The organism is Mycobacterium sp. BK086, assembly GCA_004362315.1.
Lineage (GTDB): Bacteria > Actinomycetota > Actinomycetes > Mycobacteriales > Mycobacteriaceae > Mycobacterium.
Map to the genome: position 1 here is coordinate 284,724 of SNWL01000007.1, position 14,677 is coordinate 299,400.

Below are 14,677 nucleotides of genomic sequence, written 5' to 3' on the forward strand. Positions count from 1 at the left end.
GGCGATCAATCAACTGGAGGGTAGACAGCTATGGCCGGACCACTGAGCGGTTTGCGCGTCGTCGAATTGGCCGGCATCGGCCCGGGGCCGCACGCCGCGATGATCCTCGGCGACCTGGGTGCCGACGTCGTCCGTATCGACCGGCTCGGCAAGGGCGGCGGAACTCCCAGCAATGACTACCTGTTGCGCAACCGCCGGTCGGTGGGCGCGAACCTCAAAGACCCGAACGATCGTGACATGGTGCTCGGGCTCATCGCCAAGGCCGACGTGCTCATCGAGGGCTTCCGTCCCGGCGTCACCGAACGCCTCGGGCTGGGCCCGGAGGACTGTGCCAAGGTCAACCCGCGCCTGATCTATGGCCGGATGACCGGCTGGGGCCAAACCGGCCCGCGCAGCCAGCAGGCCGGCCACGACATCAACTACATCTCGCTCAACGGCCTGTTGCACGCCGTCGGCCGGGCCGGCGAGCGCCCCGTCCCGCCGCTGAACCTGGCCGGCGATTTCGGCGGCGGTTCGATGTTCCTGCTGGTCGGCATCCTCTCGGCGCTGTGGGAGCGGGAGCGCTCCGGTAAGGGTCAGGTCATCGACGCCGCGATGGTCGACGGCTCCAGCGTGCTGGCTCAGATGATGTGGGCGTTCCGCCACATGGGGATGTGGGGCGACGTGCGCGGCACCAACATGCTCGACACCGGCGCGCCCTACTACGACACCTACGAATGCTCCGACGGCCGCTACGTCGCGGTCGGCGCGATCGAGCCGCAGTTCTATGCCGAACTCCTCGAGAAGCTGGGCCTGAACGCCGCTGACCTGCCCGATCAGAACGACATCGCCCGCTGGCCGGAACTGCGAGCGGTGCTCACTGAAGCGTTCGCCGCCCACGACCGCGATCACTGGGCTCAGGTCTTCACCGGCAGCGATGCGTGCTGTACCCCGGTGCTGTCGTTCGCCGAAGTGGACACCGAACCGCACAACACCGAGCGCGATACGTTCTACACCGAGCAGGGCTCCACGTTCCCTGCGCCGGCCCCCCGGTTCTCCAGGACGGCGCTCGATGCGCCGAGTGCTCCCGGCGTCCCGGGAGCCGACAACGAAGCAGTTCTGAGGGACTGGGTATAGTCCCCAACCAACCAGTAGGTCGAGCTATCGAAAGGAAACCCATTCGTGGAGATCAAGGACGCCGTAGCCGTCGTCACCGGCGGGGCCTCAGGCCTGGGCCTGGCCACCACCAAGCGACTGCTCGACAAGGGCGCATCCGTGGTGGTCATCGACCTCAAGGGTGAAGACGTCGTCGCCGAGCTCGGCCCGCGCGCCAGGTTCGCCCAGGCCAACGTCACCGACCCCGAGTCGGTCTCGGCCGCCCTCGACCTCGCCGAGGAAATGGGTCCGCTGCGCATCAATGTGAACTGCGCGGGCATCGGCAACGCGGTCAAGACCCTCGGCAAGGACGGACCGTTCCCGCTGGACTGGTTCAACGCCGTCGTCCAGGTCAACCTGATCGGCACCTTCAACGTGCTTCGCCTTGCCGCCGAACGGATTTCGAAGACCGAGCCGGTGGGTGAGGAGCGGGGCGTCATCATCAACACCGCCTCGGTCGCCGCGTTCGACGGCCAGATCGGCCAGGCCGCCTACTCCGCGTCCAAGGGTGGCGTGGTCGGCATGACCCTGCCGATCGCCCGTGACCTCGCCCGCGAGCTCATTCGCGTCGTCACCATCGCTCCCGGCCTGTTCAAGACGCCGCTGCTCGGTTCGTTGCCGCAGGAGGCACAGGACTCGCTGGGCAAGCAGGTGCCGCACCCGGCCCGCCTCGGAGACCCCGACGAGTACGGCGCGCTGGCAGCGCATATCGTCGAGAATCCGATGCTCAATGGCGAAGTGATCCGCCTCGATGGCGCGATCCGGATGGCTCCCCGGTAAGGACGGACATGACGATCAAGACAAAGTTCACCGAGGTTTTCGGTGTCGAGCACCCGATCGCCCAGGGCGGTATGCAGTGGGTCGGTCGCGCGGAACTTGTTGCGGCGGTTGCCAATGCGGGCGGGCTCGGTTTCATCACCGCGCTCACGCAGCCGACTCCGGCGGATCTGGCCAACGAGATCGCCCGCACCCGGGACCTGACCGACAAGCCGTTCGGAGTGAACCTCACGATCCTGCCGTCGATCAACCCGCCGCCCTATGACGAGTACCGCCAGGTCATCGTCAACGAAGGCATCAAGATCGTTGAGACCGCCGGCTCCAACCCGGCTCCGCACCTGCCGATGTTCCACGACAACGGCATCAAGGTGCTGCACAAGTGCACGTCGGTCCGGCACGCGGTCAAGGCGCAGAGCCTGGGCGTGGACGGCATCAGCATCGACGGGTTCGAATGTGCGGGACACCCGGGCGAGGACGACATCCCGGGCCTGGTGCTGATCCCGGCGGCGGCCGACAAGATCGAGATCCCGATGATCGCCTCGGGCGGGTTCGCCGATTCGCGTGGCCTGGTGGCCGCACTCGCGCTGGGCGCCGACGGCATCAACATGGGCTCGCGCTTCATGTGCACGGTCGAGTCCTGCATTCACCAGAACGTCAAGGACGCCATCGTGGCCGGCGACGAGCGTGGCACCGAGCTGATCTTCCGCAGCCTGCACAACACCGCCCGGGTGGCCTCCAACATCGTCTCGCGCGAGGTGGTGGAGATCCTCAAGGGCGGCGGCCAGTTCGAGGACGTCAAGGATCTGGTGGCCGGCGTGCGTGGCCGCAAGGTGTTCGACGACGGTGACATCGACGCCGGCATCTGGACCGTGGGCACCGCGATGGGTCTCATCAACGACATTCCGACCTGTGGCGAGCTCATCAGCCGGATCGTCAACGAGGCCGAGGACATCATCGCCGGGCGGCTGGCCGGGATGGTCGAACCCAGTGAAGACGCGAAAGTGCCCGCCTGAAAACAGGCGGGCACTCAACGCGTATCAGAAGCTCCAGAGGGCGCCACGCCGCACGCTAGCGGTGTTGGCGCCTTTTGGCGCTGAGCTCAGCTGGCGTTAGCGAGCGGGGGGAGATCCTCGAACTGCTCCGAGGTATCGCCCTCCACGAGAAAATCACCGTGGTAGAGCTCATCGAAATCGATCTTGATGACATCGGCACTGGTGTCGTCGATCCACATACCCAGGACTCTATGAGTCTCTTTTAAGGAATCATTGAGTCACGATTCGGAGTTTCCTGGCAATTCTTACTCCCGAGTCAGGTGCCGGGTTACTCGCGAGTCAGGTCCATGGTTACTCGCTAGTACCTTACCCGCAGGTCAGGCCCGAAAACTGTCTGTGACTAGGGTGGTTAGCAGCAGGAAGGACGCTACAACGATGGCTACAGAGACTTTTGACAATCCCTTCTTCGCCCGCTTCTGGACGGTGCTCTCCGCCCACGAGTCACGGGCCATGCGGGAGCTGCGCCGAGCCAATCTCTTAGACCTGTCCGGGCGTGTCCTGGAGGTCGGCGCGGGCACTGGAACCAACTTCGCGTTCTACCCCGATTCGGTGACCGAGGTCGTGGCGCTCGAGCCCGAAACCCGCCTGGCGCCGCTCGCCAAAGCGGCCGCCGCGACGGCCCCGGTTCCCGTCACGCTGATCGAGTCGACGATCGAGACGATGCCGCCGACGGAGCCCTTCGACGCGGTGGTGTGCTCGCTGGTGCTGTGCTCGGTGGCCGACCCGGACGGGGTGCTGCGTCAACTGGCCGCCGTGCTGAAGCCGGGCGGGCAGCTGCGCTTCTTCGAGCACATCGCCTCGACCGGCTGGCGGGGCGGGTTGCAGCGCCTGGCCGACGCGACGATCTGGCCGCGGTTCACCGGCAACTGCCACACCCACCGCGAGACGGAGCGCTCGATCGCAGGTGCCGGTTTCACCATCGACACCGCGCGCCGTGAGGCCATGCTGCCGGCGTGGGTGCCGCTGCCGGCGCAGGAGGTCGCGCTGGGACGGGCTATCAAGGCTTGAGAAGCTCGGGCAGCTGCTGCAGTAAGCGCGGCAGCGCCGTGCTCGCCGACTGGCGGATCGAGAGCGTCGCGGTGTCGGACAGCGGGGTCGGCTCGGGATTGACCTCGACCACGACCACCCCGCGCGCCAGCGCCACCTCGGGCAACCCGGCCGCCGGGTAGACGATCCCCGAGGTGCCGACCACGACGAGGACGTCGGCGAGGGCGGCCGCCTCCACCGAGGCCTGCCACGGCCCATCGGGCAATTGCTCCCCGAACCAGACGATGCCGGGGCGGATCAGTCCGCCGCAGATGTCGCACTGCGGCGGCATCTTCTCCAGCTCGGGCTCGGGCATGTCCGGTAGCGGGCCGTGGTAGCGAGAACCGCAGGTGTCGCACCAGAATTCGAACAGGCTGCCGTGCAGATGGTGAACGGTCTTGCTGCCGGCTCGCTCGTGCAGATTGTCGACGTTCTGGGTGATCACGGTGACGTCGGCGTAGTCCTGCCAGGCCGCCACCGCGCGGTGGCCGTCGTTGGGCTCCACCCGCTCGACCAGGTGGTGACGCCACAGATACCAGGCCCAGACTCGCTCGGGATGGCTTTGCCAGCCGTCGGTGCTCGACAGTTCGTAGGGGTCGTACTTGGCCCACAACCCGGTCTTGTCATCGCGGAAGGTCGGCACGCCGCTCTCGGCGGAAATCCCCGCCCCACTCAGCACCGCGATACGCACATCCCCCAAAATAGCCGGTCTAAGCGATACTTAGCATGTGTCGGAGTTGGGGCTGGGACTGCGCATAGACGCAGCGGGGGCGCGTCCATTGTTTGATCAGCTCAGAACGCAGATCATCGAGGGGATTCGCGAAGGGCGGTTGCCACCGGGCACCCGGTTGCCGACGGTGCGTGAGTTGGCCGGCCAGCTGGGGCTGGCGGTCAACACCGTGGCGCGTGCGTACCGGGAGCTGGAGACCGCGGGGATCGTCGAAACCCGGGGCCGATTCGGGACGTTCGTGGCACGGGCCGATCCGGCCGACGCCGCGATGGCGGCCGCGGCCAACGCCTACGTGGAGGCCGCCCGGGCGCTCGGGCTCGGCAAGCACGAGGCGCTGCAGTACCTGGACTCCGCGTTCGGCTGACGGCTCAGCCGAATTCGAGCAGGGTGTACGAGCCGCGGAAGCGCTTCGTGGGGCCGAAATGCCAGACCGCGGGGAACAGCGTCTTGAAGAAGAAGCCGCGGCCCTTCGGCATCGGGATGTCATGTACCGCTTTGATTCCCGGCACCGTGTTGACCAGATCGGCCAGCTGCACGGTGCTCAGGCTGAACGGCATGGGTGGCACCCGGTAGTGTTTCGACGATTTCAACCCCTTCGGGGCCAGCCTCTTGACCATCGTCGGCGGCAGATCGAAGAACATCTGCCCACCCGGAAAACGCTTGGCGCACTGGGTGATCAGGTCCATCGCCTCGGCGGGCTGCAGATACATCAGCAGGCCCTCGGCGGTGATGAACACGCCTTGGGCGGTGTCCACCTGGTCCATCCAGCTGTAGTCCAGCGCGGACTGGCCCAGCGCGCTGATCCGCGGCGACGACGGCAGGAGCCGCTCGCGCAGCTCGATCACCGGGGCCAGGTCGACCGACAACCAGCGGAACTGAGGATCGGACACGGCCTCGCTCAGCCGCCAGAAGCTGGTCTGGAAGCCTTCGGCGAGCGCGACGACGGTGGCGTGTGGATGCGTTGTCAGGTACCTGACCGCGCAGGCGTCGACTGCAAGCGAGCGCAGCGCCATCTCCTGGCCCTTGCGGCCGAACTTGTCGAAGTCGAAGTCGATGGAGTCGACGAGCGCGATGGCCATCGGGTCGTGCAGGATCGGCCCGGGCAGGCCGGCCTGATGCGCGCGGCCGTTGAGTGTCATCAACGCGGTCTCGGAGACGCCGCGCAGCTCACTGGCGTCGATCTTCGGTGTCATTTCAGTACCTTCGCCAGGGTCCGCAGATTGCGGGTGGTGGTCGACGATTTGTAGCGCTTCTTGCCCATCGTCTTGCCGATCGTCGAATCCAGGGTGGAGTTCTTGGCCACCTGCCAGTACAGGACGCCGTCGCCGCGCGCGATCTTCTCGTCGGGCCCGGGTTCGTCGGCCAGTGCGGCGAGCTCGTCGAGGATCTCTGCGTCGCTGACGAACGTCACATACGACTGGTACCCGTCGACCTCGGCCTCGAACGGATAGGCCGCTGCGATGGTGCCGACCGTCTCCAAGTCATAGACCAGCACCCAGGCCTCGTATCCGAACGCATCCCGCAGCGCCGCTTCGGCTTTCGTGCGGACCGTCTTCGCCGCGGCGCCGCTGTCGAGCAGCACGTTGCCGCTGGCCAGGATGGTCTTGACTCCTGTGAAACCGGCATCGGTGAAGGCGGCGGCGACATCGGCCATCTTCATGGTCGTGCCGCTCACGTTCACACCGCGCAGGAATGCCGCATAGCGGGTCATGTTTCGATGCTAGCGACGTAGTCTCGAGGGATGTCTCGTCACGTGTTCGACGACAAGCTGCTGGCGGTGATCGCGGGCAACAAGCTGGGTGTGCTGGCGACCATCAAACGTGACGGGCGACCGCAGCTGTCGAACGTGACGTATCACTTCGACCCGCACGCTCTCGTCATCGAAGTGTCGATCACCGAGCCGCGCGCCAAGACCCGCAATCTGCGTCGCGATCCTCGGGCCTCGATCATGGTGTCCTCCGACGACGGCTGGTCCTATGCCGTCGCCGAGGGCAATGCGATCCTCACCCCGCCGGCCGCGTCACCGCACGACGACACCGTCGAAGCACTGATCGCGCTCTATCGCAACGTCGCCGGTGAGCATCCTGATTGGGACGACTACCGCCGCGCGATGGTCGACGACCGCCGGGTGCTGCTGAAGATGCCGATCTCCCACGTCTACGGAATGCCGCCCGGTATCCGCTGACTTCGGTCGCGTGGCGCTAGTCTGACCAGCATGGCCGAATCTGAGTCCGATCCGCAGGACGACACCAAGGCGAAGTTCCGCGAGGCGCTGGAGCGTAAGAAGGCGAAAGCTGCCGGCGGCGCCGCGCACACCGACGGCGGAGCCAAGCAGTCCCGGTCGCACGGCGCGGCCGGTGGTGGCCGCCGGGAGTTCCGCCGCAAGAGCGGCTAGCCCGCGATCTCTTCGGGAAGCCTTGCCGCAGGGCGCTTTCCGGCTGTCAAAACCCGCGCGCCGATCAGGGCGAGCAGCGTCACCGCCGTGCAGTAGAGGCCGTCGTCCTTCAGTCCCCATTTCACCGACACCAGGGTGGCCAGCCCCGCCACGCACAGCAGGACGCCGACGCCGATGCTGCGGGCTCCGGTGACGGCGATCGGGCCGTCCCAGCCGGGCAGCGGATTGTTCTCCAGGGGCCGAAGCGCGACGAACAACACCGCGACCAGTACCGCCATCAGCAGCAGCTGCGCGACGGAGATCGCCAGGAAGTCCGGCTGCCCGGGATAGCGGGGATGGCCGGCGAGATCGAACAGCAGGTGGATTCCGAGCAGGGCGGGCATGTGCCAGAGGTACAGGGTCATCGCACCCGAGTTGCCGATCGCCGTCAACTGCCACACTCGGGGATTCCGAGCCCACCGCTGGATGGCGGGCATCGCGGCAATGGCCAAGCAGCACATCATGATTGCGTGCCCGGCCAGTAGTAGCGACGGCGGTGTCATGTTGGCCAGCCGCTGACCTTCGATACCGACCAGGCTCAGCTCGTAGGGGCCGAACGCCACCAACGCGACGTTGACCGCCAGCATCGCCACCGCCGCCCTCAGCGCTGTCGCTTGCCGCAGCAGCCCGCGGCGGTAGGCCACCCCGAACATGCCGGGAATCAGCCACACCACGAGGTTTGCGAACCCCAGCCCCTGCGAGCCTGCAACGGTGAGCCGGATGGCGTCGACGGCGGCGACCAGGACATAGACGGCTGCCACACCGGCGATCAGCCGATGGGCGGTGGTGATTCGAACCAGCAGCGGCATCACCGCCAGCATCAGGACGTAGGCGCCCAGAAACCACAGCAGTTGTGTCGACACCCCGGCCACCGGGTCGTAGACGTGCGGGGGGAGGACTTCGTGCAGCAGCGTCAGGGCCACCGCCCAGAACGTCAGGTAGTAGAAGACGGGTCGAAAAAGCCTGGCGCAGCGCTTCATCAGCCACTGGCCCCAGCTCACGTCGGGCCGCCAGGACGCCATGCTGGCTGCGGCGCCGGCGAAGAAGAACAGCGGCATGATCTGGAAGATCCACGTCGCGGCCTGGAAGATCACCGAGGTGGTCAGCAGGTTATCCCAGTGCAGGACACCGTCGGTGATGATGCTCGTCGCCATCACGGTGTGGCCCGCCACGACGCCGAGAAGTGAGCCGATGCGAATGACGTCGATCGCCCGATCGCGATCCGGTGATGTCTGCGCCGCAACCTCGTCGGGGGTGGGGAACGCCAGGGTCATGCAGAAAAATCTAGCCCGCGTCGGCGTAGGTAGATCTACCTGATTTTGCGCGGGATTCCTGCCAGAGAATTGCGCCCAGGCAGGCCAGCGCCAGCACCCCCACCGCGGTGGCGAACACGATGCCGCCGGTACGCAGACCCCAGGCCTGCGCGGCGAAACCCTCGCCGATCACCGGGATCGAGATCGCGATGTAGGCCACCACGAAGTAGGTGGAGCTGACCTCGGCCCGGCGTTCGGGTGGGGTGAGCTCGGCGACGGCGGCCAGCCCGCGGCTGAAGCTGATGCCCTGGCCGATACCGGATACCACCGCCGCGGCGATCAATCCGATCAGTGACGAATAGTGCAGTGCCACAACCAGAATTCCCATGCCCGCGGTCAGGATCGCGCAGCCGATGGCGACGGCGCGCTGGGGTGCGATGCGGGTGCCGAAGATCTGGGCGATGGCCGACGCGCCGAAGATGGATCCGGCGATCACCCCGGCCAGCGCGTGGTCGCCGATCCCGATGAGGGTGGTCAGCATCGACGGCGCGACGGAGGTGAACAGGCCGGTGACGGTGAACCCGGCGAACGCGGCCAGTGCCGCGACGATGAACACCGACCGGACCTCGGGCGGCACCGAAAGCCGTTGCAGCCCTATCTTTCCGGTTCGGCTGGAGGTTTCCGGAACCAGCAGCACCGCGATCGCGGCGAGCACGACCAGCGCGATGTGCACGACGAAGGTCAGCGTCAGCGGGCTCGGGGCGTACTGGGCGAGGATGCCTGCGAGGATCGGACCGGAGCCCAGCCCGCCGATGTTGGCGATGGTGGCCACCGCCGGTGCGCGGGTGCGCCAGCTCGGCGGTGCGGCTTCGATGACCGCCGCGGTGGCGGTGCCGGTGAAGATGCCCGCCGACAGGCCCGACAACACCCGGCCGACCAACAGCAGCGGTATCGAGTCCGCGATCAGGAACACCACGGCGCTGGCCAGCGCGCACACCGTGCCGGCCAACAGGACCGGCCGCCGGCCGATGGCGTCGGACCAGCGGCCGAACACAAGCAGCGCGAACAACACCCCGCCGGCATAGGTGGCGTAGATGACGGTCGTGGTCAGCACCGAGAAGTGCATGCGCTCGGAGTAGAGCGCGTACAGCGGGGTGGGCAGCGTGGTGCCGACCATGATCGCGGCGAACGCGTAGGCCAGCAGGGCGAAGGCGAAATCTCGCCGGATGCGGGTCATGGGATCAGCAACGTCTGCACACCCACACCATTCCCGCGTCCGGCGAGATTCTCACCTCATTTAGTGGTGCGTGGCCTTCTCGGCACCGACGCCGGTCAGCGACCGGACCTCCATCTCGGCATTGATCTCCGGGTCGCCGGTGTCGTTGGACGTCAGCGTGCCGATGATGCCGAGGAGGAATGCCAGCGGGATCGACACGATGCCGGGGTTGGCCAGCGGGAAGAAGTCGAAGTCCGCGCCGGGGATCATCGCCGTCTTGTTGCCCGAGACGGCCGGCGAGAAGACGATCAGCACCAGGCAGCTGATCAGGCCGCCGTACATGCTCCACAGTGCGCCGCGGGTGTTGAACCGCTTCCAGTAGAGCGAGTACACGATCGTCGGCAGGTTGGCCGAGGCGGCCACCGCGAACGCCAAGGCCACCAGGAAGGCGACGTTCTGGCCGTTGGCCAGGATGCCAAGGCCGATCGCGGCGATACCGAGGACCACCGCGGTGATCCGGGAGACCCGCACCTGTTCGTCCTCAGTCACCTTGTGGCTCTTGAGAACACTGGCGTAGACGTCGTGGGCGAACGACGCCGACGCGGTGATCGTCAGACCCGCCACCACCGCCAGGATGGTGGCGAAGGCCACCGCCGAGATGATGCCGAGCAGGATCACCCCGCCGAGCTGGAACGCCAGCAGCGGTGCCGCCGAGTTCTGTCCTCCCGGAGCCGCCAGGATCTTGTCGGGGCCGACCATGGCCGCCGCGCCGTAGCCGAGCGCCAGGGTGAACAGGTAGAAGGCGCCGATCAGGCCGATCGCCCAAACCACCGACCGCCGAGCCTCTTTCGCGGTCGGGACGGTGTAGAAGCGCATCAACACGTGCGGAAGGCCCGCCGTGCCGAGCACCAGTGCCAGCCCCAGCGACAGCAGGTTGATCTTGGAGGTGGTGTTGGCACCGTACTGCGCGCCCGGAGCCAGCACGTCGCGGCTGGCCACTCCCTTGGTGGTGGCGTCGTGCACCATCTGCTGTGCCGAACCGAGGATGTCGGAGAAGTTCAGCCCGAACTTGATCAGCACCAGCAGAGTCATGATCGCTGCGCCCGCGATCAGCAGGACGGCTTTGATGATCTGCACCCAGGTGGTGCCCTTCATGCCGCCGACCAGGACGTAGACGATCATCAGCACACCGACCACCGCGATCACGACGGATTGGGCGGTGCGGCCGTGCACGTCGAGCAGCAAGGCGACCAGGCCACCGGCGCCGGCCATCTGCGCCAGCAGGTAGAACAGCGACACCGTCAGTGTCGACGTGGCCGCGGCCACCCGCACCGGTCGCTGCTTGAGGCGGAAGCTCAGCACATCCGCCATCGTGAATTTGCCTGTGTTGCGCAGTAATTCGGCGACCAACAGCAGGGCTACCAGCCAGGCCACCAAGAAGCCGATCGAATACAGGAAGCCGTCGTAGCCGTACACCGCGATGGCGCCGGCGATGCCGAGAAAGCTTGCGGCAGAGAGGTAGTCGCCAGCGATGGCGATGCCGTTCTGCGGTCCGGAGAAGGCACGTCCGCCGGTGAAGAACTCGGTGGCATTGGTGTTGGTGCGGCCGGCCCGGATCACGATGAACAGCGTGATGAGCACGAACGCCACGAAGATGCTGATGTTGACGATGGGATTGCCGATCCGGCTGGCCTCGGCGAGCACGGTGGTGGTCACTGGGCGCTGCCTTCCATCTCGTTGCGGATGGCTTCGGCGCGCGGGTCGAGTTCCCGGTTGGCGAACCGCACGTAAAGGCCGGTGATCAGGAACGTCGTCAGGAACTGACCAAGGCCGATGAGCAGGCCGACGTTGACGTTGCCCCACACCTTGATGGCCATGAAGTCGTGGGCGAACGCACCGAGAATGACGTAGGTGGCGTACCAGATCAGGAAGAACGCCGTCGTCGGGAAGACGAAGCGGCGCAAGGTGCGGCGCAGCTCCTGGAATTCGGGACTGGCCTGTACGGCCAGATATTGGGCGCCGCTGGGTTGGGTTTCCTGCGGCGGCAGGTCGGTTGTGGGCACCAGATGCTCCTCAGCTCAGGTTGTGAACTCCGATCGTTTTCACAGCGTATTGAGAGGTGCGTCACAGCCCTAGGCTCCGCGCGGACGATGCGGTGAACGGTTGGCGGGCGGCGCTGAACGGTCGGGGGGAGTCAGCCGCGCGGTGCCCGATCCAGGCCCATGCCGAGCCGTTCGGGCACGTGCATGCGGGCGAAGATGCGCGCCACGTCGGGTGGCACGTCGCGTCGGGTGAGCCGGCTGACGAGGATCATGGTCGCGAACGCCAGCGGCACCGTGATCGCGGCGGGGTAGCCGATCAGTGTGGTCAGCCAGCCGCCGAGGACGTCGTCGTCGACCCAGCCCGTCACCGCGACCAGGATGGCCACGCCGGAGGCCAGCGCCCCGACCACCAGACCCGCGATCGCGCCCGCGGCGGTCAGCCCGCGCCACCAGATCCCGAGTACCAGCAGCGGGCACAGCGTGGAGGCCGCGACCGCGAACGCCAGGCCGACGCCGCGGGACAGGTCCAGCACGGGTGCGACGAGCGACAGCGGAATCGGGATGAGCCCGGCGATCAATGCCACCAACCGGAAGTCGCTGACCCGGCCGCGCAGCACGTCGGTGGACAGTGCGCCGGCGATGCTGACCAGCAGGCCCGACGATGTCGCCAGGAATGCCGCGATGGCTCCGGCCGCGACCAGGGCGCCGATCAGCTCACCGGGCAGCCCGGCGATGGCGGCCGAGGGGAGTAGCAGTACGGCGGCGTCGGCCTTGCCGGTGACGAGAAGCTGTGGCACGTAGAGCCGGGCGAACACCCCGAGCAGGACGGGGAACAAATAGAAGAACGACAGCAGGCCGATGACGGTCAAGGCTGTGCGGCGGGCCGCACGTCCGTCGGGGTTGGTGTAGAAGCGGACCAGTACGTGGGGCAGGCCCATGGCGCCGAGGAACGTCGCCACCATGATCGAAAACACTTGGTAGAGAGGATGGTTGCCGCCCAGCCCGCCGCCGTTCTGGATCCAGGCCGTGCCGCTGGCCGGTGCCCCGGCGACGACGGGGGTCTGGGCGCCCGGCGCGAGGGTCAGGGTGGTGCCTCCCTGCAGGGTGTACCGGCCGGGGGTTTCCAGCGCGTGGTTGTCCACCGTGACACCAGTGGGGTCGGCGACGGTGACCACGACATCGGTCTCGACGGTGACGACGGTCTGCTGGTCCACGGTCGGCGGAAGAGGGCCGCCGAGTGGGGGATGGTCGTGGCCGAAATGCGTCAGCAGCACCAGCGCGGGGACGGCGACCGCCGTCAGCTTCAGCCAGTACTGGAACGCCTGCACGAACGTGATGGACCGCATCCCGCCCCCGACGACGTTGACGATCACGATCCCGCCGACGACGAGCGGGCCGAGCCAGACCGGAACGCCGAGAAGGGCTTTCAGGGCGATGCCGGCGCCCTGGTATTGCGGGATCAGGTAGAGGATGCAGACCGTGACGACCACGATCATCGCGACCCGGCGCACCCGCGGCGAGCCCAGCCGGAACTCGGCGAAGTCGGGCACCGTGTAGGCGCCGGAGCGGCGCAGCGGAGCCGAGACGAACAGCAGCAGGCCCAGATAGCCCGCGGTGAAGCCGACCGGGTACCACAGCGCGTCGGCGCCGTACTTGGCGATCAGCCCGGCGACGCCGAGAAACGAAGCCGCCGAGAGGTATTCGCCGGAGATGGCGGCGGCGTTCCAACGGGCCCCGACGGTGCGCGAGGCCACCAGGAAGTCGGATGTGGTGCGCGACAGCCGAACCCCGTAGGCGCCGACGGCCACCGTCGCCACCGCGGCGGCCAGCAGGCCACCGGCGGTCAGGGCCGTCGCGGTCGAGCTCACGGCGGGCTCTCATCGTCGACCACACCCATGAAGTCGCGTTCGCCTTGTTCGGCCAGCCGGATGAAGAGCCGGCCGATGGCGTAGAGCGCGGGGTAGACCAGGACCGCCAGCGTCAGCCAGTTCAGCCGTATCCCGAATACGCTGGCGTTGGACAACTCTGGGAACACCGCGTTGATCAACGGCAGTGCGGCCATGGCGCCGGCCACCAGGGCGGCCAGTCGCAATGCCAGCCCGAGCTGGGCTCGGACCAGGCCGCGGACCAGTGCGTCGCCGATTTCGGTCTGCTCCTGGACTTCGACGCGAGTGTGCACCACGCGGGTTCCGCGGCGGTGGGCCAGGACCACGCGTTCGCGTTGCGGGCGGCCCGGCTTAGTCATTGGTGGCCCCTGGGCGGAAGGTGCGCATCGGGTCGCGGATCAGCCGGTCGCGCAGTTCGCGGGCCTGGCGGCGGCTGACCGGGAGCTCGATGGCCGCCGATGCGCCGTTGGCGCGCATCCGCACCAGCGTCGATGCGCCCGACGTGCGGAGGCCGGTGACCATACTCAGCGCGACGAGATAGGAGCGGTGCACCCGCTGGAAGCCGCGATTGCGCCAGCGATCTTCCAAGGTGCTCAACGGGATTCGCACCAGATGCGAGCCGGATGCCGCGTGCAGCCGGGCGTAGTCGCCTTCGGCCTCCACCCAGCCGATCGTGTCGCAGGGCACCAGCTGGGTGACGCCGCCGAGTTCGACGGGGATGGCGTCGGCCTGGGGTTCGTCAGCCGGCTCGGCGGTGCGCGCAGTGACCACCCGGCGGACGGCCTCGTCGAGGCGCTCCTTGCGGATCGGCTTGAGCAGATAGTCCAGCGCGCCGACTTCGAAGGCGGCCAGTGCCTTGTCGTCGTGCGCGGTGACGAAGACGACGGCGGGCGGGTGCGCGAAATTGCCGAGGACACTGGCCAGTTCGAGGCCGGACAGGCCGGGCATGTTGATGTCGAGGAAGATCGCATCGACGGTGCGTTCGTTGATGATGCGCAGCGCGGAGGTCGCATCGCCCGCGCCGGTCACTTCGGCGATGTCAGGATGCTCGCCGAGCAGATAGGTGAGCTCGTCGAGCGCGGGGGCTTCGTCGTCGACCGCCAGCACCCACAGCCCTGCCATGGTTC

Annotated in this window: 18 protein-coding genes; 7 read left to right on the forward strand and 11 right to left on the reverse strand. The window is 67.3% G+C overall.

All coding sequences use genetic code 11. The features are described 5' to 3' along the window. Positions 1–30 precede the first annotated feature (30 nt). From EV580_RS25100 to EV580_RS25110, 3 genes are read left to right on the forward strand one after another with little or no spacing between them, the layout of a single operon-like run. Positions 31–1,116 (forward strand): CaiB/BaiF CoA transferase family protein, encoded by a 1,086-nt coding sequence (locus EV580_RS25100; protein ID WP_133694605.1) that lies wholly within the window; start codon positions 31–33, stop codon positions 1,114–1,116. 45 nt (positions 1,117–1,161) lie between these two features. After that, positions 1,162–1,914, forward strand: coding sequence for a 3-hydroxyacyl-CoA dehydrogenase (locus EV580_RS25105; protein ID WP_133694607.1), 753 nt, complete (start codon positions 1,162–1,164; stop codon positions 1,912–1,914). 8 nt (positions 1,915–1,922) lie between these two features. Next, positions 1,923–2,924, forward strand: a complete 1,002-nt coding sequence (locus tag EV580_RS25110) for an NAD(P)H-dependent flavin oxidoreductase (protein ID WP_133694609.1) — start codon at positions 1,923–1,925, stop codon at positions 2,922–2,924. Between the two features lie 86 nt (positions 2,925–3,010). Here the strand turns inward: EV580_RS25110 and EV580_RS34345 are convergent, their stop codons facing one another. Further along, entirely contained in the window at positions 3,011–3,142 is a 132-nt protein-coding gene (locus EV580_RS34345; protein ID WP_005147116.1) for a hypothetical protein, read from the reverse strand. A gap of 196 nt (positions 3,143–3,338) precedes the next feature. Between EV580_RS34345 and EV580_RS25120 the strand changes: the two genes are divergently transcribed. Next, complete coding sequence (locus tag EV580_RS25120; RefSeq protein WP_133694610.1) at positions 3,339–3,971, forward strand: class I SAM-dependent methyltransferase; 633 nt, start codon at positions 3,339–3,341, stop codon at positions 3,969–3,971. Here EV580_RS25120 and EV580_RS25125 read toward each other — a convergent pair. Beyond that, on the reverse strand, positions 3,961–4,680 hold the full coding sequence (locus EV580_RS25125) for an NAD-dependent deacylase (RefSeq protein WP_133694612.1): 720 nt from the start codon (positions 4,678–4,680) through the stop codon (positions 3,961–3,963). The genes EV580_RS25120 and EV580_RS25125 overlap by 11 nt on opposite strands. Positions 4,681–4,717: 37 nt before the next feature. Between EV580_RS25125 and EV580_RS25130 the strand changes: the two genes are divergently transcribed. Then, complete coding sequence (locus EV580_RS25130; protein ID WP_133694614.1) at positions 4,718–5,083, forward strand: Rv1152 family transcriptional regulator; 366 nt, start codon at positions 4,718–4,720, stop codon at positions 5,081–5,083. A 4-nt stretch (positions 5,084–5,087) separates the two neighbouring features. On the opposite strand, the gene EV580_RS25135 is transcribed toward EV580_RS25130, so the two are convergent. Together EV580_RS25135 and EV580_RS25140 are read right to left on the reverse strand one after the other, a co-directional pair. Then, positions 5,088–5,912, reverse strand: coding sequence for a class I SAM-dependent methyltransferase (locus EV580_RS25135; protein ID WP_133694616.1), 825 nt, complete (start codon positions 5,910–5,912; stop codon positions 5,088–5,090). Further along, positions 5,909–6,430 carry a DUF1697 domain-containing protein gene (locus tag EV580_RS25140; protein ID WP_133694617.1) on the reverse strand — a complete coding sequence of 174 codons (522 nt, stop codon included), beginning with the start codon at positions 6,428–6,430 and terminating at the stop codon, positions 5,909–5,911. The genes EV580_RS25135 and EV580_RS25140 overlap by 4 nt, the downstream gene beginning before the upstream one ends. A gap of 30 nt (positions 6,431–6,460) precedes the next feature. Between EV580_RS25140 and EV580_RS25145 the strand changes: the two genes are divergently transcribed. After that, on the forward strand, positions 6,461–6,904 hold the full coding sequence (locus EV580_RS25145) for a PPOX class F420-dependent oxidoreductase (protein ID WP_133694619.1): 444 nt from the start codon (positions 6,461–6,463) through the stop codon (positions 6,902–6,904). Between the two features lie 30 nt (positions 6,905–6,934). Then, complete coding sequence (locus EV580_RS25150; RefSeq protein WP_133694621.1) at positions 6,935–7,114, forward strand: DUF5302 domain-containing protein; 180 nt, start codon at positions 6,935–6,937, stop codon at positions 7,112–7,114. Here the strand turns inward: EV580_RS25150 and EV580_RS25155 are convergent. The 7 genes from EV580_RS25155 to EV580_RS25185 all read right to left on the reverse strand — a co-directional run bounded on the left by EV580_RS25155 (position 7,111) and on the right by EV580_RS25185 (position 14,672). Further along, entirely contained in the window at positions 7,111–8,427 is a 1,317-nt protein-coding gene (locus EV580_RS25155; RefSeq protein WP_133694622.1) for an acyltransferase family protein, read from the reverse strand. The genes EV580_RS25150 and EV580_RS25155 overlap by 4 nt on opposite strands. A 10-nt stretch (positions 8,428–8,437) precedes the next feature. Beyond that, the gene (locus EV580_RS25160; RefSeq protein ID WP_133694624.1) at positions 8,438–9,643 is read right to left on the reverse strand and encodes an MFS transporter; all 1,206 of its coding nucleotides are present in this window, start codon (positions 9,641–9,643) and stop codon (positions 8,438–8,440) included. Between the two features lie 60 nt (positions 9,644–9,703). Then, a complete protein-coding gene (locus EV580_RS25165) occupies positions 9,704–11,338 on the reverse strand; it encodes a monocarboxylic acid transporter (protein ID WP_133694626.1) in 1,635 nt (544 codons plus the stop codon). Continuing rightward, positions 11,335–11,685, reverse strand: coding sequence for a DUF485 domain-containing protein (locus EV580_RS25170; RefSeq protein WP_133694627.1), 351 nt, complete (start codon positions 11,683–11,685; stop codon positions 11,335–11,337). The genes EV580_RS25165 and EV580_RS25170 overlap by 4 nt, the downstream gene beginning before the upstream one ends. Positions 11,686–11,816: 131 nt before the next feature. Next, positions 11,817–13,532, reverse strand: coding sequence for a sodium/solute symporter (locus EV580_RS25175; RefSeq protein ID WP_133694629.1), 1,716 nt, complete (start codon positions 13,530–13,532; stop codon positions 11,817–11,819). Next, positions 13,529–13,909 (reverse strand): hypothetical protein, encoded by a 381-nt coding sequence (locus EV580_RS25180; RefSeq protein ID WP_133694631.1) that lies wholly within the window; start codon positions 13,907–13,909, stop codon positions 13,529–13,531. Before EV580_RS25180 ends, EV580_RS25175 begins: the two co-directional genes overlap by 4 nt. Then, positions 13,902–14,672: a LytR/AlgR family response regulator transcription factor gene (locus EV580_RS25185; RefSeq protein WP_133694632.1), complete on the reverse strand. Its 771-nt coding sequence runs from the start codon at positions 14,670–14,672 to the stop codon at positions 13,902–13,904. Before EV580_RS25185 ends, EV580_RS25180 begins: the two co-directional genes overlap by 8 nt. Positions 14,673–14,677: the final 5 nt, after the last annotated feature.